Here is a 17,662-nt window from a genome sequence, read left to right as displayed (position 1 = left end):
GGCGGGCGCGGCGCTTGCGGTTCATCGGACGGGCGGCCTGCGGGCCGCCCGTTTTTACTTCTCCGCGTGCGTGGCGGCGTCCTGCCGCGGTGTCGCCGTTCTCGCATCGCGCTGGTAGAAGCCCGGAAACCGGTCGAGCTGCCGGTGCGCGGCCGCGAGATCGGTGCCGGCGCCGAGCACCGCACTCGAAAACCCGGTGCGCTCCATCAGCAGCAACTGGTCGATCAGCACGTCGCCTGTCGCGCGCAGGTCGCCGGCGAAGCCGAAGCGCTTGCGCAGCAGGTACGCCTGGCTGTATGCACGGCCGTCGGTGAAGGACGGAAAGTGCAGGTCGATGCGCGCGGCCTGCGCGATCCGTGCGGCGAGCGGCGGCAGTTCCTCGTCGTTGCCGATCGCCAGGGTCGTCAAGGTCGTCAGGAGCGCGCTGTCGGGCGGATTCGCGTCGTCGGCGTGTTCGGTCGGCGTCAGAAGGCGGATGCGCGGATTCGTGCTTGCGGGTTCGTCGGTCGGTTTCATGCATGCTCCGCGTGGTGACGTGCGTCGTTCGCCGCCGCCTTGAAGGGTTCGGCGCCGATGCGGCGCACCGTGTCGATGAATCGTTCGCTGCGGCCGTCGGCATCGAGCCGCGCGTCGAGATACGTGTTGACGAGCGCGTCCACGACGTCGACGATCTCGTCCGCCGAGAACGACGGGCCGATCACCTTGCCCGGCCGGGCGGGGCCGCTCGCGCTTGTACCGTCCGAGCCGCCGAGCGTCACCTGATACCACTCCGCGCCGTCCTTGTCGACGCCGAGGATGCCGATGTGCCCGCTGTGATGGTGGCCGCACGAGTTGATGCAGCCGCTGATGTGCAGGTCGATGTCGCCGACGTCGTGCAGCATGTCGAGATCCTGGAACCGTTCGGCGATCGCGTCGGCGATCGGGATCGAGCGCGCGTTCGCGAGTGCGCAGAAGTCGCCGCCCGGGCACGCGATCATGTCGGTCAGGAGTCCGACGTTCGCGCTGGCAAGGCCGACCGCGCGCGCATGTTCCCACAGCAGGAACAGGTCGTCGACGTGCACCCACGGCAGCACCACGTTCTGCGCATGCGTGACGCGCGCCTCGCCGGCCGAGAAGCGCTCGGCGAGCTCGGCGAGCGCGTCGAGCTGCTCGGGCGACGCGTCGCCGGGCGCCTGCAGGCGGCGCTTGAACGACAGCGTGACGATGCGCAGCGCGCGGTCGCGGTGCGCGGCGACATTGCGTGCGAGCCAGCGCGCAAAGGCCGGATGGCGATTGGCGTGTGCGGCCATGCGCGCGTCGGCGTCGTCCAGGTCGAGCGTGCGCGACTTCAGGCGCGGCGGCACGAACGATGCCGCGATGCGGTCGAATTCGGCCTGCGGAATCGTGTGCGGGCCGCCGTCGTGCTCGACGATCTGGCAGAACTCTTCCTCGACGTCGTCGATATAGCGCTGCCCCTCGCTTTTCACGAGGATCTTGATGCGCGCCTTGTACTTGTTGTCGCGCCGCCCGTAGCGGTTGTACACGCGGACGATCGCCTCGATGTAGTTCATCACGTGCTGCCACGGCAGGAACGTGCGCAGCAGCGTCGCGATCAGCGGCGTGCGGCCCATGCCGCCGCCGACGCTCACGCGAAAGCCGAGTTCGCCCGCGTCGTTGCGCACGAGCTTCAGCCCGACGTCGTGCCAGTCGGTCGCCGCGCGGTCCTCGGCCGCGCCGGTGATCGCGATCTTGAACTTGCGCGGCAGGAACGCGAATTCCGGATGCAGCGTCGTCCACTGGCGCATCACCTCGGCGAACGGGCGCGGATCGGCGATCTCGTCCGGCGCGACGCCCGCGCGCTCGTCGCACGAAATGTTGCGGATGCAGTTGCCGCTCGTCTGGATCCCGTGCATGTCGACGGTCGCGAGCAAGTCCATCACGTCGGCCGCCTTCGCGAGCGGAATCCAGTTGAACTGCACGTTGGTGCGGGTCGTGAAGTGCGCGTTGCGAGTCGGCAGGCGCAGCGTGCCGAGCAGCGCCTGCGTGTCGCACGCGGCGCGATAGGTGGCGTCGTCGGGCACGTCGTAGTCGCGTGCGATCCGTGCGAGCACGCGCAGCTGCGCGCTCGACAGTTCACCGTACGGCACGGCGACGCGCAGCATCGGCGCATGGCGCTGCACGTACCAGCCGTTCTGCAGGCGCAACGGCCGGAACGCGTCCTCGTTCAGCGTGCCGTGCTGCCAGCGTTCGAGCTGGTCGCGGAACTGGGCGGCGCGGCTGTACACGAGCGCCCGGTCGAAATCGGTATATCGATACATGACGTGATACGCGAGAGGAGCGGCGGCGCGGGGAGGCGCGCCGCTCGGGAGGGGACGTTGCGACGGGTGTCAGGCAACCGGAGACAGCGTAGGGAACGCGGGGCGGCGGGACAAGCAGCAGATCGGGACGAAAAGGGCGCAGCAGTTCGACGGCGTGCCGGCGAACGTCGGGCATGCGCTGCGCATGCCCGCGTCTGGCTCAGGCTTGCGCCTGCGCGTCGACGATCAATGCAGGATCGAGTGCGCGGATACGCTGGTCGATGAAGTAGCCGCCGCCTTCCTGGTAGCGCAGATACAGCCGGCCGCACGACACGCAGCGGCTGACGTTGCAGCGGTTGTACGGGAAGTGGCGCGGCGCGATCGGCGCGTTGTCGGACCAGTAGCGCGTGCCGGCCGGATGGTATTCGTCGTAGGTCGGCTCGGGGTCGCCGGACGGCGCGAGCGTCGCCACTTCGGCGAGCTGCGCGCCCTGCAGCGACAGCGGCAGGCTCGTCCAGCCGGCAAGCGGGGTGTTGGTGCAGATGCACGGCTGCGTGACGCCGGCGGCTTCGGCCGCGAGCTTCAGCAGCGCGGCGTGATCGAGGTAGGGCAATGCACTCATGAGATGGGCGGCGTGCGAAGGAGCGAAGGGGCTTGCAATGTAACCTGTGTGCGCGTCGGCTGCACCGCGGCGGCTTGCGTGCGGCTCAACCGGCCTTGCGTACCGCCGGCTCGGCGACCAGCTCGCCGAGCACGCGGATCGCGCGTTCGATGTCGCGGCTCCACGGATGGCCGAAGTTCACGCGCACGCAGCGCTCGAAGCCGTGCGCGGCCGAGAACAGTGGCCCGGGCGCGAAGCTGATGCCGCGCGCGATCGCCAGGCGATGCAGTTCCATCGCGTCGATCGCATCGGGAAACGACAGCCACAGGAAATACCCGCCGTCCGGCCGCACCCATTCCACGCCGGGCGGCAGCCAGCGCCGCAGCGCGTCGTCCATGCGGGCAAGCTGCGTCTGCAGCGCGCCGCGCAGCTTGCGCAGGTGACGATCGTAGCCGCCGTGCTCCAGATAGTTCGCGATGCCGGCCTGCGCGGGAATGCTCGCCGACAGCGTGGTCATCAGCTTGAGCCGCTGCACCTTTTCCGCGAAACGGCCGGCGGCGGCCCAGCCGATCCGGTAGCCGGGCGCGAGGGTCTTCGAGAACGAACTGCAATGCATCACGAGGCCGTGCCGGTCGAAGGCACGCGCGGGCAGCGGGTAGTCGGGCCCGAAATGCAGCTCGCCGTAGACGTCGTCCTCGATCAGCGGCACCTCGCGCGCGGCGAGCATCTCCACGAGCGCACGCTTCTTGTCGATGGACAGCGTGACGCCGGTCGGATTCTGGAAATTGGTCATGAACCAGCACGCGCGGATGTCGTGCCGGTCGAGCGCGTTCGCGAGCGCATCGAGATCGAGCCCCGTGCGCGGATCGACGGGGATTTCGACCGCGCGCAGGTCGAGCCGCTCGATCGCCTGCAGCGCCGCATAGAAGCCGGGCGATTCGACCGCCACGACGTCGCCGGGCCGCGTGACGGCCATCAGGCACAGGTTCAGCGCCTCCAGCGCGCCATTCGTGACGACGATCTCGTCGATGGGCTGCGCGACGCCGGTCGCGAGATAACGCCGTGCGATCTGCTGGCGCAGCGCCTCGTTGCCGGGCGGCAGGTCGACGACCGTGCTCCACGGGCTGACGAGCCGCGTCGCCTGCGCGAGCGATTTCGCGAGGCGTGGCAGCGGAAACAGCTGCGGCGACGGGAAGGCGGAGCCGAGCGGCACGATGCCAGGCTGCGTCGCGGCGTCGAGCACCGAGAACACGAGATCGCTGATGTCGACCTTGCGCGTCACGCCGGCGCGGCTCGCGCGGCGTTTCGCGGGCGGGGTCGCGGCCGGGCCCGCGCCCGGCGCGACGTAATAACCGGAGCGCTCGCGCGCGCGGATCAGCCCCCACTGTTCGAGCAGGTAGTACGCGCGAAACACCGTCGACTGGCTCACGCCATGCTGCGCGATGATCTGCCGTAGCGACGGCAGGCGCGTGCCGACCGCGAGGTTGCCGTTGCGGATTTCGTCGGCGATCGTGTGGGCGAGGGTTTCGTAGCGTTTCATCGGTGCGGATGGGAGCACGTGGCCCGCCGCGCGCGAGGCCGGTGCGGCGCCGCGCCGGCGGGCGCGGCCCGCGCGGCCCACATTGTCCGACGAGCGGCTCGAAAAGAAAAGCGCGACGGGCCGCGACGCGTCGCGCTTTCCCCGCGCTGCCGATGCCTGCGCTGCGTCAGGCCGCGTTCGGCTCCGCGTTGCGGCCGCTCGCGCCGTTGCGCAGCGGCGGCAGCGGCCCGATCTTGCCGGCGACGATCAGGTACGACAACGCACCGACCACGCACGGCGCACCGGCAACGGCGAGCGGCACGACGAACGAGCCTTTCGTGATCGACAGCATCACGCCGGTGAACGTCGTGATGAAGATGCCCGCGAGATTGCCCGCGAAGTTCCGGATGCCGCCGAGCGACGCGACGTGCGCGGGCGTCGGCGCGACTTCGCCGACCGGCGTCCACATGTTCGCGCCAGCGGACGACAGGCTCGCATAGGCGAGCGCGAACAGCGCGAGGCAGGCCCAAACGTTCTCGACGAACGCGGACAGCGCGATCGACGACGCCAGCAGCATGCCGAGCACGAGGCCGGTCTTGCACGCGGCGGTGGCGCTCCAGCCGCGCCGGAACAGGCTGTCCGACACGCAGCCGCCGAGCCGGCCGCCGGGAATCGCCAGCAGCGCGGGCAGCATGCCCCACGTGCCGGGCGCATCGAATGCATGCGCAGTGCATGCCATGCGCGGCCAACATCGCGTAACGACTTTCTCCTGATCATTGTTCGTTCGCGCGCGTGGGTTCGTCTGCTCGCGATGACATGCGATCGAACGGGCGCACGCATGTCGTCCACCGCATGTGGACGACACGGTGCGCGTGCGGCTTGTTCCAATTGCGCCGCGATATTTTTTATGGTCTCGTTGCAGGATAACGCGTCGATTCGAAAAAGGACGGCGAATGCAGTCGGGCCAGTCGTACGGGGTTCCATTGATCAGGGGAATGGGCGCGCGCGAGCGTGGGCTTCGTGCCGTCCGTCGATTGCTCGTCCTGTTGGCGCTGGGCTTGTCATGCCCGCCCGCGTTCGCCGCTTCTCCCGAAACCGCCAGCGACACTGTGCTGCGTGTTCTTGCGTGGCCAGGCTATGCGGACAACGATGTCGTCAATGCATTTGAGACGCAGTTTCATGTGCGCGTCGAAGTGACGTTCGTCGACTCCGACGAAGCGTTGTGGACGCGGATGCACAGCGCATCGCCGCCACCATACGACGTGCTCGCGGCCAACACGGCCGAAATCCAGCGCTATGCGCGCGAAGACCTGCTCACGCCGATCGACCTGTCGCGGATCCCGAACCGCCGGCGGCAACTGCCGAACTTCCGGCAGCTCGCGACGATCGGCGGGCTCGTGCACAACGGTTCGACCTACGCGATTCCGTTCACGTATTCGTCGATGGGGCTCATCTACGATCGCAAGCAGGTGCCGGCCGCGCCGCACTCGATGCTTGAGCTCTGGAATCCTCACTACCGCGGCAAGGTGCTCGACTTCAACAGCGCGCAGCATAATTTTTCGTTTGCCGCGCTCGCGCTCGGCTATTCCGATCCGTTTCACCTGTCGCCCGCGCAGACGCTTGCCGTCGCGCACAAGCTGGTCGACTTGCGACGCAACCTGCTTACCTACTACACGCTTCCGGAAGAAGCGACCGCGCTGTTCGTCCAGCATCGTGCGGCGCTGATGTTCGGCAACTACGGCACGCAGCAGGTCGAACAGCTACGTCGCGCCGGTGCGGATGTGGGTTACGTGATTCCGGACGAAGGCGCGCTCGCGTGGCTCGACTGCTGGGGCGTCACGCGCGGCGCGGCGCATCGCGAGCTCGCGTTCGCGTGGATCAACTACATGCTCGAACCGGCAATAGGCGCGCTGCTGACAGGGCGCCAGGGGCTCGCGAACACGCTGGAATCGCCACCTGGTCTCGAGACCGGCCACCGGCACCTCGTCTGGATCCAGCCGGTCGAGGACATCACGCGGCGCGAGTCGCTGTGGAGTCGCATCGTGTCGGGCGACCGTCCGGAGCGATTCGAAAAATGATCAGGCTCGGGCTTACGTGGAAGCTGTCGGTGCTGTTCGTGTGCATCGGCGTGATCGCGTCCGGCACGACCGGCTACTACACGTACCGCGCGAACCGGACGATGCTCGTGCAGGAAGCACAGCACAGCCTGCTGATGTCGACGCACTTGCTCGGGCAGCGCTTCACGACTGCGCTGTCCGACGTGGCCGACGATGCGCTCGTGCTCGCGCAATTGCCATCGACGGCGCTGGTCGTGGGTAGCGAGAGCACCGATCGCACGCCGCGCTCGCGGCTCGAGCAGGTGTATTGCAGCTTCATGAGGAATCACCCCGAGTACCAGCAGATCCGGTTGATCGCAGCCGGCAACTTCGGGCTCGAGCGGATCCGCGTCGATCGCGACGTGCACGGCATTGTCGTGCTGCCGGAGAGCGCGTTCCAGGAGAAAGGGCAGTTTTCCTACGTATTCGATACGCTGGCGACGGCCCCCGGCCATATCTACCTGTCGCCGATCGTGATCAATCACGAGACCGGTTCACATGCGGCCGAAGGGCTGCCGATCCTGCGCGTGGGCACGCCGGTCGTCGACGCGGGCGGCCAGGTCGTCGGCGCGCTGGTCGTCGACGTCGAGCTCTCGCGCGTGTTCGATCGGCTCGAGCGAGATCTGCCCCAAGACTATGCGGTATACCTCGCGAACAAGTGGGGCGACTTCCTCGTGCATCCCGATCCGTCGCAGACGTTCGGCTTCGATCGCGGGCGGCGCGTGCTGATGCAGGACAGCTTTCCCGCCACTCGGGCGTTGTTCGCCGGTACGCGCCCGAACGTGGAGATCGACGGTCTCGCGCAGCCCGACGATGTACCGGGACAGATGTTCGCGTTCGTGCGCATGCCGTTCGGGAGCAACGAGGGCAACCGGTTCGTCGTGCTCGGCATGGCGCGTCCGCTCGCGGACGTGCTGACGCCGGCCGGGATTCTCGGAGAACGGATCATCCGGATGGTGCTCTTGTTGAGCGTGGCGGCGGTGATTCTCGCGATCCTGTTTGCACGCGCGATGACGCGGCCGCTGCAGATGCTCGCGCGTGCGGCGACCCACGTGTTCGACGATCCGGTCGCCGAACGGTTGCCCGTCGCGCGGGCCGATGAGATCGGCGTGCTGGCGCGCTGCTTCGACAGCATGCGCGTCGAGATCCGCACGCAGGTCGCGATGCTGCGTGCGAAGCAACTGGAGCTCACGCACCTCGCCGGTCACGATCCGTTGACCGGTCTGCCGAACCGCCTGCTGTTCATGGAGCATCTCGATGCCGCGATCCGGCATGCGGCCGAGGTGCACGAGGGGCTGGCGGTGATGTTCGTCGATCTCGACCGCTTCAAGCAGATCAACGACCAGCACGGGCATGCGGCCGGCGATCGCACGCTCGTCGCGGTCGCGAAACGGCTGAGCCACGTGCTGCGTAGCGGCGACATGGCCGCGCGGCTCGGTGGCGACGAATTCATCGTGCTGATTTCGGACGTGCGCTCGCCGGCGTTGATCGGCGATATCGCGTCGCGCATCCAGATCGTGATGGCCGAAGAGCTGGAGTTCGGCGACCGGCACCTCGCCGTGGGCGCGAGCATCGGCGTGAGCGAATATCCGGCCGACGGCGCGTCGGCCGAGGAGCTGCTGGTGAAGGCCGATGCGGCGATGTATGCGGCGAAGGCGTCTGCGCAGTTCGCATGCGTGCGTTATCAGGAGCTGCTGGGCGGCGGTGTCGGCCCGGATACCGAGGGCCGCGTGGCGGCGGGAGGCAGCCGCTGACGGCGGGCCGGCCGTGCGGGCGGCACAAACGCGACGAGCCCGTCCGGGGACGGGCTCGCTGCATCTTGCGGCGGACTGCGCGCTGCGCGCGCAGCGGCGGGCTTAGTGGCCGAAGTAGACCGAGTCGCGTGCGTTCAGCACCTTGGCTGCCGGTGCGCCGCCCTGGACGACCGGGGCCGCTTGTGCGCCGTAGCCGCTGTTGTCGGCGGCGTGCACGCGCTCTTGCGCGGCCTGGATGTCGGCCGGGTAGTACGGGCTCGACTGGCTCGGCTTGTAGCCGGCGCTTTCGAGCTGGACGAGTTCGTTGCGCACTTGTGCGCGGGTCACGGTGCTTTGGGCGAATGCGCCGAACGAAGCGGACAGGGCGACAGCGGCAACGACTGCGGAAACGAGCGATTTCATGATGACCTCCGATGTTCTATTGACTTCGCTGTCGACACCATGTCGTAAGCGATTGATTACATCGTAGGCTTCGACCGAGCTAGGGTAAACGTGGATTCCAGCGAAAGATCATTGCAAGCGAGGCAATAATTTCGAGATAAATTGGATCGGTCCCTGTCATGGGTTGCGGGAATCGCAAACAGGCGGGAGCGGTGACGGGCCGCGGACGCGCCGCGTATGGGCGCGCGCAGCGGCGTGGCGCCGCCGGCAGGTGAGGCGGGATGGGGGAAGCCGGATCAGACGCCGTCGGCGTCGTCGATCTCCTTGCGCTCGCGGCGTTCCTCGTTGCCGCGGCGCGCCCGCAGGCGCTGGCGCGACAGGACCGCGATCACCTGCTGGGTCGGTGCGCCGGACGGCAACTCGTTGCGGATGCGATCGGGCACCATCGGCAGGCCCGCGCGCTGCCGGCGCAGTGCCTTCGCGATTGCCCGGCGGCATTCGTCCCCGTGGCAATCCCATTCATCGCGGATTCTCTGGCAATAACGGCATTGTTCCATCGGGACAGTCTAACGTGTCTTGGGGATCGCGGCAGAGCCGGGCACCGGGCGGGGACTGGACTCGCGGGCGCGATGCGGCCGATTGCACCGGTCGTGAGCCGCGTGCCATGCCGGACTGTGAATCGATCGGGGGGCGGCCATCGACAGGAAAATCCGGTTTGCCGTGCTTCCGCCTACGGATTGCTTGCGCCGCGGAAGTCCGCTTGCCTGCGCGACCCGATCTCCGTCATTTCGTGTCTGCGTGCCCGCCATCGACATGGGCGGCGGGCGGTGCCGCGTGCCGGAAAACCCCCGACTTCCAGATCATCTGGGACGCGGCGACGAGCACGAACAGCAGGACGACCATCCGGAAGATGCGCGGCGACATCCTGTCCCGCAGCGGGCGAACGAGCCACATGCCGGCGATGGCGGGCAGGCTGGCCGCCGCCGAGACCGCGAGGTCGGCGCCGCTCGCATGCGCGGCGCCGCTGAACGTGGTGATCAGCGTGACGATCGACACGACGAGGATGATCGCGATCTGCTTCGTGAAGGCGCGGCCGGTCGCGCCGGATGAAATCAGGTAGGTGGCGAGCAGCGGGCCCGGCACCGACGCGATGCTCTCCATCAGCGCCGCGCCGAACCCGAGCGCAAATCCGACGGGCTTCTGCCATGCCGGTGGCAGGTTCAGCTTCGGCGCACTCAGCATCAGCGTCGCGGCGACGATCAGCAGCGCACCCGACGCGGCCTGCGCGTGGCCCGGATTCAGCGACAGCAGGATCGCGACACCGATCACGTTGCCGAGCACCGTGCCCGCGATCGGGGCGGCGATTTTCCGCACGGTGGCGAGCACCTCGCCGCCTTCCAGCGCCTGCGGAATGTTGCCGAGAATGATCGGCATCGACAGCAGCAGCACGGCATGCCGGATCGGCAGGAACTGGCTGAGTATCGGCATGGCCACCAGCGGGACGCCGATACCGGTGATTCCCTTGACCATTCCGCCGAGCAGCAGCGCGACGGCGATGCCGATCAGGTCGAGCAGCGCGAGCCCGTGCAGGCTGGAAACCAGCACACCATCAGTCAGATCGAGATGAGTCATCGGGAGCAGGTCGAGACATAAGCGGCAGCGGGTGCGGTCGACGGCACCCGCTGCCGATGCGTGCGGTGCCGCACGCTATTGTTTGGTTTCAGGTCGAACCGGTCGTCCGGTTGCGTCGACTGCCGTCGGTATCCGACGGGCCAAGCTTTGCCGTTTACCGCGTTGGCGCAAGCGTGCGCGTGCGACGGCGACGGCGACGGCGACGGCGACGGCGACGGCGTTCGATACGGTTCGAGGCTGAATCTTACCCGAGCGCGGCGCGGGGCATCGGGCGTGGCCCGGATTCCGCGCGCCGCCGAATAGCGTTGGCCGGCTTCGATCCGGTTCATGACGCGTCACCTTATCATGTGAAAAATACATGGACCGAAACAAGGAGGCGAGATGACGCTTGCGCAATTGCAGGCTCTGGCGGCCGTCGTCGAACTCGGCTCGCTGACGGCCGCGGCCGACCGGCTGAGCCGCAGCCAGTCCGCGATCAGTCACGCGCTGACCGAACTGGAGGACATCACCGAGGTCAAGCTGCTGCTGCGCGACCGCCAGCCGGTCGTCCTGACCGCCGCCGGCGAACGGCTGTGGCCGTACGTGCAGAACGTCGTTCGGGAAGCGCAGACGCTGCGCCAGCAGTTCGGCCTGGCGCGCGGCAAGCTCGAAGGGCGGCTGGTCGTGGCGTCGCTGCCGAGCGTATCGCTCGCGTTCGTCGTCCCCGCGCTCGAGGCGTTGAAAGCCGCGCATGAGGGCGTCACGGCGGTGCTGCTCGAAGGCACGGACGCGGAAGTCGAGGGGTGGCTCGAGGACGGCACCGCCGACATCGGCGTGGTCGCTGGCACGAAGACCTTTGCGAACAGCCTGCCGCTGCTCGACGAGGATTTCGTCGCGGTGGCGGCCGACGGCATGTTCGACGGCCGCAAGAGCGTGTCGGCGAAACTGTTGTCCGCGATGCCGTTCATTTTCTCCAAGGCGGGGTGCGGGCCGGTCATCGCGGACTACTTCGCGCGCAACGGTGCGTCGCTTCGCGCGGCGTTCAACGTGGTCGAGATGCGGACCATCCTGTCGATGGCCGAGGCGGGAATGGGCGTGTCGATCGTTCCGCGCATCACGCTCACCTACACACGGTTCGGCGGCCGCGTGCTGGAGCTGTCGCCCAGGCTGCATCGTTGCGTGCGGCTGTCGTGGAACGCGACCGGCAATGCGGTCGCCGACGCATTCGTGAAGCTGGTCGACGCGCAACGCGCGAAGGCCGGAAAGGCCGGAAAGGCGATTCAGGCACGGGCGAAAAAAGGAAAGTAGCGCATCGACAGGGCAATGAGGCGATGAAGCGCACTCATGTGGGACTTGCAGTTTATTCATGCCGACAGCCGTCGACATGCAATACATTGCTGAGCATCCCACCTGATTTCATTGCGTCGAAGGAGACCGCCGTGCCGGCCTTGCCCACCCTGATTGCTTTCGGACTCGTGTCGCTCGGCATGGTCCTGACGCCCGGCCCGAACATGATCTACCTGATTTCCCGCTCGATCTGCCAGGGCCGCCGCGCGGGGCTGGTGTCGCTCGGCGGCGTGGCGCTGGGGTTCGTGTTCTACATGTTCTGCGCGGCATTCGGCATTACCGCGCTGGTGCTGACCGTGCCGTACGCGTACGACGCGTTGCGCTTCTCCGGCGCGCTGTACCTGTCGTATCTCGCATGGCAGGCGCTCAAGCCCGGCGGCCGCTCGGCATTCCAGGTCCGGCAATTGCCGCACGACAGCGGCGCGAAGCTCTTCACGATGGGCTTCGTCACGAACCTCGCGAACCCGAAGATCGCGGTGATGTATCTGTCGCTGCTGCCGCAGTTCATTTCACCGGGGCACGGCAGCGTGCTCGCGCAATCGCTGGCACTGGGCTGCGTGCAGATCGCGGTCAGCGTCTGCGTCAATGCGCTGATCGCGAGCATGGCCGGCTCGATCGCGGGGTTTCTTGCCGACCGGCCGGTCTGGGCGCGGGTGCAGCGCTGGTTGATGGGGAGCGTGCTGGCGGGATTGGCGGTGCGTATCGCGCTGGAATCGCGACGCTAGCGGCAACGCGGCTCGCGGTGGAAACCGGCGCGCCGATGTGCACGCAATGTGCGGCGGACGAACAGGTGCAGCCGATCCACGCGACGCAGACCGTCACGTATTCGCCGTATCCGTAGGCGGATGGCGCACGATGTCCCGCACGAGCCAGCCCCGGCCGCCCGTCGCGCGATCACGCACTGCGGGCAGCCGCCGCATCAGCGTTCGCCGCGCTTCTTGCTCAACTCGATCGTCTCGAACAGTTCGTACTGCGCGCTCGGGTGCTGATCCGCGCCCGGCGCGTGGTAGTAGCGCATCGTGATCGTCGTGTGGCCGCCCGGCTTGCCCGGATCGTGATCGAACACCGCGATTCCGTAGCCCGTGCCCGTATCGCGGCGCGCGGACCAGATCGCATCCTCCAGCGCATCGGCCGGCTTGCGCACGAACGTGTTCGCCGTCGTGCCCGGCACCGGCCGGTTCGGCTTCGTGAAGACCTTGGCCTGCGCATAGCCGGTCGCCGGGTTCTCGCCGTACACGTCGAGCGGCGCGCTGGTGCCGCCGCCGCCGAGGATCAGGTGAATCGTGCCGTGGCTCGTGTCGAACGTCGTGCGGTCGGGATCGGTCGTGCCGACCGGACGCGGCTGCAGCGTTTCGACGACTTCGCCGGTCGATGCATCGACGCCCGCGCGGTGATTGCAGCCGCGCACCGGGTAGCTGCGCTCGTAGTCGTGATCGTGACCGCACAGCACGAGATCGACGCCGTAACGATCGAACAGCGGCAGCCATGCCTCGCGGATGCCCTTGTCCGAGCCGTTGCCCGTCTTCGACGAACTCAGCGCGTCCTGGTGCATCTGCACGACGATCCAGTCGATGTCGTCGTCGTGCGACGCATGACGCAGCGTGTGCTCGAGCCAGCGCGTCTGCTCGCCGTTGCTGTAGCCGCGCACGTAGAACGACGTGCCCGGCTCGATCGGCGCGCGGCCGGTGCTCGCGGCCGGCACCAGTGGATCGGGGCCGCCGACGAACGCGGCTGCATCCTGGTACACGACATCGTCGGCGTCGAGCGAAACGAACAGCACCGAGCTCACGCGGAAGCTGTACCAGCGGCCCGGAAAGCGCGTGCCGTTCTCGGGCAGCGTATAGCGCGCGAGATACGAGTCGAGCCCCTGCGGACCATTGTTGAATTCGATCTCGTGATTGCCGGGGCAGGGCATCCACGGGCGGTTCGCGGCCGACGTCTGGTTGTTGTTGCCGAAGTCGCGCCACACTTCCGGCTGGTGCGCGGGGTTCAGGTTCGCGTAGCAGAGGTCGCCGTTCAGCAGGTGGAACAGCGGCTGGAACTGCTCGACGGCCTGCACCGCGAAGCGGCTTTGCGGCGACGACAGCACCCACGCGCCGTTCGGCGTCGCGAGGTCGCCGTAGCTCGTGAAGCGGAACGGTGCGCGCCCGCGCGGTGCGGTCGTGAAGGTTGCGGCGAATGGCTGCGCGGCGTTGCTGTCGTTGTCGGCCGTGAGTTCGTAGCGGTAGCGCGTGTTCGGCTTCAGGTCGTGCACGCGTGCGTGATACGTGAACACGGTTTCGCCGTTCAGGCCATCGGTGTAGAGGCGCTGCACGCCGTGCACGGTGCGTGCCGGCTCGCCGTCGGCGGCGATGCGCGCGCGCGGATTGACGGCCGGCGCGGGAGACGCCCACGAGATCACGACTTCGGACGTCGGGTCGCTGCCCCACGTCAGGTGCACCTGTTCGGGTGTGCCGTCCGGGTTCGATGCGGCGGCACGGGCGGCCGCGAGCCCGCCCGCGGCGGTGGCGAGGCCGGAAACGCCGGCCAGTTTCAGGAAGCCGCGACGCGACACGGAAGCGGCCGGCTCGTTCGATTCGGCGGGGAAGTTGTCCTGGTTCGACATGATCGTATTTTCGTTGGATGACACGCGAGATGCGGAACCGCCCGGCCGTGCGCGAGCGCGGTCGGGGCGTGGGCCGGAAACGAGCGGGATCCCGGTGACACGCATTGTCGAAGCGCAGTTTTGCCGGGGTGTGACAGACGGTAATCGATGCCTGGGCCCGATGCGTCGATGGGCGCGCGCAGCGTGGCCGGTGCGGCCGAAATTTTTTTGCCGGTATCGCGACGGATTTGCGCTGCATGCGCCGTTTAACGAATGAACGGCCACTTCCGGCCATGAACGTTCGATACACGACGCTTCGGAGTCTTGCATGAAACTTTCTGTTTCATTACGGTTTGCCGCGGGGTGCGCGGCTGCGCTGGCGACGTCCGCCGTATTCGCTCAGGCCGTCATCGTCGCGCCGGTCGCACCGCCGCCGCCGCGCGTCGAAGTGGTGCCGGCGCCGCGCGCGGGCTACGTGTGGGATCAGGGCCACTGGCACTGGCGGCATGGTCGCTACGTGTGGATCCCCGGGCACTGGCAGGGGGTTCGTGCCGGTTATCACTGGGTGCCCGGGCATTGGGCCGCGCGCGGCCCGAACTGGCGCTGGGTGCCGGGTCACTGGGCGTGACGCGCACCGTGCCGCGCGGTGCGCAGCGCCCGTGCGGCAGAACTTCCACGCAACCTCTCGAGTCGAGTCATGCCTTTTCGAACCCTCGTGATCCTGGCAGCCGCGGCCGTCGTGCTGGCTGGCTGTGTCGTGGTGCCGGCGCGTCCGGTGTATTACCGGCCTGCGCCGGTCGTCGTATATTGATTGCGCCGGCCGGCGGGCGATCGACAGGATCGATATGCCGTTCGAACCGGATGTCGACGAAACCGACCGGGCCGATCCCGGGTGCGGCGCGCCGCGCGTGGCCGACGCGCCGGCATGGCGCCGTCCGGCGCCGGCCCGACGCACGCAAGGAGAGCACGACGATGAGCTTCAGCGGGACGGCGGGTGTACCCGCCGGCAGCATGCGGCGTTCGCACGGCACGTTGCGGAGCCGCCCGCATTGAGCGACGCCGATCCGGACGCGGAACTCGTCGCGCGAGTCGGCGCGCGCGACGCGTCGGCCGTGCGCGTGCTCGTTGCACGCAAGCTGCCGCGATTGCTCGCGCTCGCGACGCGCATGCTCGGCGACCGGAGCGAAGCCGAAGACGTTGCGCAGGAAACCTTCCTGCGGATCTGGAATCACGCGCCGCGCTGGCGGGACGGCGAAGCGCGCTTCGACACGTGGCTGCATCGCGTCGTGCTGAACCTGTGTCATGACCGCCTGCGCGGGCGGCGCGAGGAGCCGGTCGACGTGCTGCCCGACGTGCCGGATACGCAACCGGAGCCGGCCGCTCACGCGGAGTTGCGCTCGCGCGACGCGAGCGTACGTCGGGCGCTCGCCGCGTTGCCGCCCCGGCAGCGGGAAGCGCTCGTGCTCCAGTACTATCAGGACATGTCGAACCTTGAAGCGGCCAACCTGATGGGCATCACCGTCGAAGCGCTGGAAAGCCTGCTCGCGCGCGCGAGGCGCAACCTGCGCGCGCAACTGGCCGGCGACCCACCTACCGAGGACAAGCGATGACACCCGAACGATTCCGTACCATCGTCGGCGCGTACGGCTCGGATGCGCGGCGCTGGCCGCAAGACGAACGCGCGGCGGCCGAAGCGTGGGCGCAAGCGCATCCGCGCGACGCGCTGCAGGCACTCGACGATGCCGCCGAGCTCGATGCATGGCTGATGCAGGATACGGCCGCGCCGCCAGCGCCGGCGCTCGTCGAACGCATCGTCGCGTCGGCGCCCGCGCCGCAACGTGCGCGGCGGCGAGGCAAAGTGTGGTGGTCGGGCGCGGCGTTCGCGGGCGTCGGGCTGGCCGGCGCGCTGGCGGGCGCGGTGGCCGTGTCGATGCTGATGCTCGGCAGCGCGCCGATCGCGCAACACGAACCGGGCTACCTGACGACGACGTTCGGCGGCCCAAGTATCGACGGAGGCGATGAGTGAGCGAGCGCGGCTGGAAATTCATTCTCGTCGGGTCCGTCGTGCTGAACGTGTTCATGCTCGGCGCGATCGGCGGCGGCGCGTATCAGTGGTTCGCGACCCACCGTGATCTGCATGGCGCAGGGATGCCCGGACAGCGTACGGCGTTGCGGTTCGCCGCGGACGAATTGTCCGATGCGCGTCGGCAGGAATTCGCCGCGGCGCTGAAGGCGGCGCGCAAGGACGGCCGGGATTTTGCGCGGGAAGGGCGCGACGGGCGGATCACGGTGCTGGATCTGCTGGCCGCGCCGCAGCTCGATCGTCCGGCGATCGATGCGGCGCTCGACAGGACGCGGGCGGCGGACAGTGCGTTGCGCGGGCAGGTCGAGCGCAGTGTCGTCGATTTCGCGGCGACGTTGACGCCGGACGAACGCGCGAAGTTCGTCGACGGGTTGCGGCGGAGCGGGAGCTGGCGGTTGCCTGCGAGGCTGCAGAGGAAACGCGACGCGGCGGGAAGTCAGTAAGCGGCGTTGCGTGACGACGCGCGACGTTCGAGAATCGGCTGGCGGCAATCTCGAGTGCCGCGATGGGGGCGAACCATGAATCGAAGCGAAGACTTTATCGTGCGCACCATGTCGGCCGATGAGGTGGTCATGTCGGTCGAATGGGCGGCTGCCGAAGGGTGGAACCCTGGCCGACATGACCCGCGGTGTTTCAGGGAAGCGGACCCGGCCGGCTTTTTCGTCGGGGTGTTGCGCGGCGAGCCGGTCGCGTGCATCTCCGCCGTCGCTTATGACGAACGGTTCGGCTTCATCGGTCTCTACATCGTGAAACCCGGGTTTCGCGGTCGGGGCTTCGGCATGCGCGTCTGGCAGCACGCCATGCGCTACCTTGGAAACCGCAATGTCGGTCTCGATGGCGTCGTGGCCCAGCAGGCAAACTACAGGAAGTCCGGGTTCCGGCTCGCGTATCGCAACATCCGCTATCAGGGGCGCGTGGACGGTATCGGGTGCGCGAATGTCGCGTCCGTGGCCGATGTGCCGTTCCAGCAGTTGCTTGCCTACGATCGCCGGTGCTTTCCCGCGGCGCGCGAGCGTTTCGTTTCCGCGTGGATCGCGCAGCCGGATGCCGTTGCGCTCGCGACAGTCGAGGCCGGCCGTGTCGCCGGGTACGGTGTCGTGCGGCGCTGCGAGTCGGGCTGCAAGATCGGCCCGCTCTTCGCCGATGACGCGGGCATCGCCACCGGGCTGTTTCGTGCGCTGGCGTCGCGCATGCCCGGCGAGGTGATCGTGCTCGACGTGCCTGAAACGAACCCCGCGGCCGTCGCGCTGGCTGAACGGCACGGCATGTCGAGCGTATTCGAAACCGCACGGATGTATACGCAGGAAGCGCCCGCGATTGCGATCGACCGCGTGTTTGGGGTGACGTCGTTCGAGCTCGGGTGATCGTCGCGGGCATGCCCGGACGATTGCCGTGCGGCCCGCTACCGCA

18 protein-coding genes and 1 pseudogene are annotated in these 17,662 nt (G+C 68.1%); 9 read left to right on the top strand and 10 right to left on the bottom strand.

The window, feature by feature from the left end:
• Nucleotides 1-54: 54 nt before the first annotated feature.
• The 5 genes and pseudogenes from DIE15_RS01485 to DIE15_RS01465 form a co-directional block, all read right to left on the bottom strand.
• Nucleotides 55-516: a DUF934 domain-containing protein gene (locus DIE15_RS01485; protein WP_124832154.1), complete on the bottom strand. Its 462-nt coding sequence runs from the start codon at nucleotides 514-516 to the stop codon at nucleotides 55-57.
• The gene (locus DIE15_RS01480; protein ID WP_124832152.1) at nucleotides 513-2,297 is read right to left on the bottom strand and encodes a nitrite/sulfite reductase; all 1,785 of its coding nucleotides are present in this window, start codon (nucleotides 2,295-2,297) and stop codon (nucleotides 513-515) included. Before DIE15_RS01480 ends, DIE15_RS01485 begins: the two co-directional genes overlap by 4 nt.
• A 199-nt stretch (nucleotides 2,298-2,496) precedes the next feature.
• Nucleotides 2,497-2,898 (bottom strand): hypothetical protein, encoded by a 402-nt coding sequence (locus DIE15_RS01475; RefSeq protein WP_057925030.1) that lies wholly within the window; start codon nucleotides 2,896-2,898, stop codon nucleotides 2,497-2,499.
• A gap of 85 nt (nucleotides 2,899-2,983) precedes the next feature.
• Complete coding sequence (locus tag DIE15_RS01470) at nucleotides 2,984-4,417, bottom strand: PLP-dependent aminotransferase family protein (RefSeq protein WP_124832150.1); 1,434 nt, start codon at nucleotides 4,415-4,417, stop codon at nucleotides 2,984-2,986.
• A gap of 166 nt (nucleotides 4,418-4,583) precedes the next feature.
• Nucleotides 4,584-5,102, bottom strand: a pseudogene (locus DIE15_RS01465) (MFS transporter); the annotation flags it as partial.
• A gap of 247 nt (nucleotides 5,103-5,349) precedes the next feature.
• Between DIE15_RS01465 and DIE15_RS01460 the strand changes: the two are divergent.
• Together DIE15_RS01460 and DIE15_RS01455 are read left to right on the top strand one after the other, a co-directional pair.
• Nucleotides 5,350-6,474, top strand: coding sequence for an extracellular solute-binding protein (locus tag DIE15_RS01460; RefSeq protein ID WP_124832148.1), 1,125 nt, complete (start codon nucleotides 5,350-5,352; stop codon nucleotides 6,472-6,474).
• Nucleotides 6,471-8,246, top strand: coding sequence for a diguanylate cyclase domain-containing protein (locus tag DIE15_RS01455; protein ID WP_057925032.1), 1,776 nt, complete (start codon nucleotides 6,471-6,473; stop codon nucleotides 8,244-8,246). Before DIE15_RS01460 ends, DIE15_RS01455 begins: the two co-directional genes overlap by 4 nt.
• Nucleotides 8,247-8,348: 102 nt before the next feature.
• On the opposite strand, the gene DIE15_RS01450 is transcribed toward DIE15_RS01455, so the two are convergent.
• The 4 genes from DIE15_RS01450 to DIE15_RS01435 all read right to left on the bottom strand — a co-directional run bounded on the left by DIE15_RS01450 (nucleotide 8,349) and on the right by DIE15_RS01435 (nucleotide 10,588).
• Complete coding sequence (locus tag DIE15_RS01450; RefSeq protein WP_057925033.1) at nucleotides 8,349-8,648, bottom strand: DUF4148 domain-containing protein; 300 nt, start codon at nucleotides 8,646-8,648, stop codon at nucleotides 8,349-8,351.
• A gap of 275 nt (nucleotides 8,649-8,923) precedes the next feature.
• The gene (locus tag DIE15_RS01445; RefSeq protein WP_006760082.1) at nucleotides 8,924-9,184 is read right to left on the bottom strand and encodes a hypothetical protein; all 261 of its coding nucleotides are present in this window, start codon (nucleotides 9,182-9,184) and stop codon (nucleotides 8,924-8,926) included.
• Nucleotides 9,185-9,410: 226 nt separating this feature from the next.
• Nucleotides 9,411-10,259: a sulfite exporter TauE/SafE family protein gene (locus tag DIE15_RS01440; RefSeq protein ID WP_057925034.1), complete on the bottom strand. Its 849-nt coding sequence runs from the start codon at nucleotides 10,257-10,259 to the stop codon at nucleotides 9,411-9,413.
• Nucleotides 10,256-10,588 carry a hypothetical protein gene (locus DIE15_RS01435; RefSeq protein WP_124832146.1) on the bottom strand — a complete coding sequence of 111 codons (333 nt, stop codon included), beginning with the start codon at nucleotides 10,586-10,588 and terminating at the stop codon, nucleotides 10,256-10,258. Before DIE15_RS01435 ends, DIE15_RS01440 begins: the two co-directional genes overlap by 4 nt.
• 52 nt (nucleotides 10,589-10,640) lie before the next feature.
• On the opposite strand from DIE15_RS01435, the gene DIE15_RS01430 reads away from it, so the two are divergent.
• Nucleotides 10,641-11,546 carry a LysR family transcriptional regulator gene (locus tag DIE15_RS01430; protein ID WP_057925035.1) on the top strand — a complete coding sequence of 302 codons (906 nt, stop codon included), beginning with the start codon at nucleotides 10,641-10,643 and terminating at the stop codon, nucleotides 11,544-11,546.
• A 131-nt stretch (nucleotides 11,547-11,677) separates the two neighbouring features.
• On the top strand, nucleotides 11,678-12,310 hold the full coding sequence (locus tag DIE15_RS01425; protein ID WP_057925176.1) for a LysE family translocator: 633 nt from the start codon (nucleotides 11,678-11,680) through the stop codon (nucleotides 12,308-12,310).
• Between the two features lie 194 nt (nucleotides 12,311-12,504).
• On the opposite strand, the gene DIE15_RS01420 is transcribed toward DIE15_RS01425, so the two are convergent.
• Entirely contained in the window at nucleotides 12,505-14,190 is a 1,686-nt protein-coding gene (locus DIE15_RS01420) for a metallophosphoesterase family protein (RefSeq protein ID WP_124832144.1), read from the bottom strand.
• A 307-nt stretch (nucleotides 14,191-14,497) separates the two neighbouring features.
• On the opposite strand from DIE15_RS01420, the gene DIE15_RS01415 reads away from it, so the two are divergent.
• The 5 genes from DIE15_RS01415 (at nucleotide 14,498) to DIE15_RS01395 (ending at nucleotide 17,616) form a co-directional block, all read left to right on the top strand.
• The gene (locus tag DIE15_RS01415) at nucleotides 14,498-14,797 is read left to right on the top strand and encodes a YXWGXW repeat-containing protein (protein ID WP_057925037.1); all 300 of its coding nucleotides are present in this window, start codon (nucleotides 14,498-14,500) and stop codon (nucleotides 14,795-14,797) included.
• Nucleotides 14,798-15,014: 217 nt separating this feature from the next.
• Entirely contained in the window at nucleotides 15,015-15,779 is a 765-nt protein-coding gene (locus DIE15_RS01410) for an RNA polymerase sigma factor (protein ID WP_124832142.1), read from the top strand.
• On the top strand, nucleotides 15,776-16,195 hold the full coding sequence (locus tag DIE15_RS01405; protein WP_057925038.1) for a hypothetical protein: 420 nt from the start codon (nucleotides 15,776-15,778) through the stop codon (nucleotides 16,193-16,195). The genes DIE15_RS01410 and DIE15_RS01405 overlap by 4 nt, the downstream gene beginning before the upstream one ends.
• The gene (locus DIE15_RS01400; protein WP_057925039.1) at nucleotides 16,192-16,695 is read left to right on the top strand and encodes a periplasmic heavy metal sensor; all 504 of its coding nucleotides are present in this window, start codon (nucleotides 16,192-16,194) and stop codon (nucleotides 16,693-16,695) included. Before DIE15_RS01405 ends, DIE15_RS01400 begins: the two co-directional genes overlap by 4 nt.
• Nucleotides 16,696-16,770: 75 nt before the next feature.
• On the top strand, nucleotides 16,771-17,616 hold the full coding sequence (locus DIE15_RS01395) for a GNAT family N-acetyltransferase (protein WP_124832350.1): 846 nt from the start codon (nucleotides 16,771-16,773) through the stop codon (nucleotides 17,614-17,616).
• Nucleotides 17,617-17,662 lie beyond the last annotated feature (46 nt).

This window comes from Burkholderia sp. Bp9031, assembly GCF_003857965.1.
GTDB classification, from domain to species: Bacteria; Pseudomonadota; Gammaproteobacteria; order Burkholderiales; family Burkholderiaceae; genus Burkholderia; species Burkholderia ambifaria_A.
Note: the sequence above shows the minus strand (reverse complement) of the source record. Positions and strands in the feature narration are given on the sequence as shown.

Coding starts and splice junctions, on each gene's coding strand:
- DIE15_RS01395 (WP_124832350.1), top strand. CDS start 16,771: ATGAATCGAAGCGAAGACTTTATCGTGCGCACCATGTCGGCCGATGAG.
- DIE15_RS01410 (WP_124832142.1), top strand. CDS start 15,015: ATGCCGTTCGAACCGGATGTCGACGAAACCGACCGGGCCGATCCCGGG.
- DIE15_RS01430 (WP_057925035.1), top strand. CDS start 10,641: ATGACGCTTGCGCAATTGCAGGCTCTGGCGGCCGTCGTCGAACTCGGC.
- DIE15_RS01445 (WP_006760082.1), bottom strand. CDS start 9,184: ATGGAACAATGCCGTTATTGCCAGAGAATCCGCGATGAATGGGATTGC.
- DIE15_RS01485 (WP_124832154.1), bottom strand. CDS start 516: ATGAAACCGACCGACGAACCCGCAAGCACGAATCCGCGCATCCGCCTT.
- DIE15_RS01405 (WP_057925038.1), top strand. CDS start 15,776: ATGACACCCGAACGATTCCGTACCATCGTCGGCGCGTACGGCTCGGAT.
- DIE15_RS01450 (WP_057925033.1), bottom strand. CDS start 8,648: ATGAAATCGCTCGTTTCCGCAGTCGTTGCCGCTGTCGCCCTGTCCGCT.
- DIE15_RS01475 (WP_057925030.1), bottom strand. CDS start 2,898: ATGAGTGCATTGCCCTACCTCGATCACGCCGCGCTGCTGAAGCTCGCG.
- DIE15_RS01470 (WP_124832150.1), bottom strand. CDS start 4,417: ATGAAACGCTACGAAACCCTCGCCCACACGATCGCCGACGAAATCCGC.
- DIE15_RS01455 (WP_057925032.1), top strand. CDS start 6,471: ATGATCAGGCTCGGGCTTACGTGGAAGCTGTCGGTGCTGTTCGTGTGC.
- DIE15_RS01435 (WP_124832146.1), bottom strand. CDS start 10,588: ATGAACCGGATCGAAGCCGGCCAACGCTATTCGGCGGCGCGCGGAATC.
- DIE15_RS01440 (WP_057925034.1), bottom strand. CDS start 10,259: ATGACTCATCTCGATCTGACTGATGGTGTGCTGGTTTCCAGCCTGCAC.
- DIE15_RS01415 (WP_057925037.1), top strand. CDS start 14,498: ATGAAACTTTCTGTTTCATTACGGTTTGCCGCGGGGTGCGCGGCTGCG.
- DIE15_RS01460 (WP_124832148.1), top strand. CDS start 5,350: ATGCAGTCGGGCCAGTCGTACGGGGTTCCATTGATCAGGGGAATGGGC.
- DIE15_RS01480 (WP_124832152.1), bottom strand. CDS start 2,297: ATGTATCGATATACCGATTTCGACCGGGCGCTCGTGTACAGCCGCGCC.
- DIE15_RS01420 (WP_124832144.1), bottom strand. CDS start 14,190: ATGTCGAACCAGGACAACTTCCCCGCCGAATCGAACGAGCCGGCCGCT.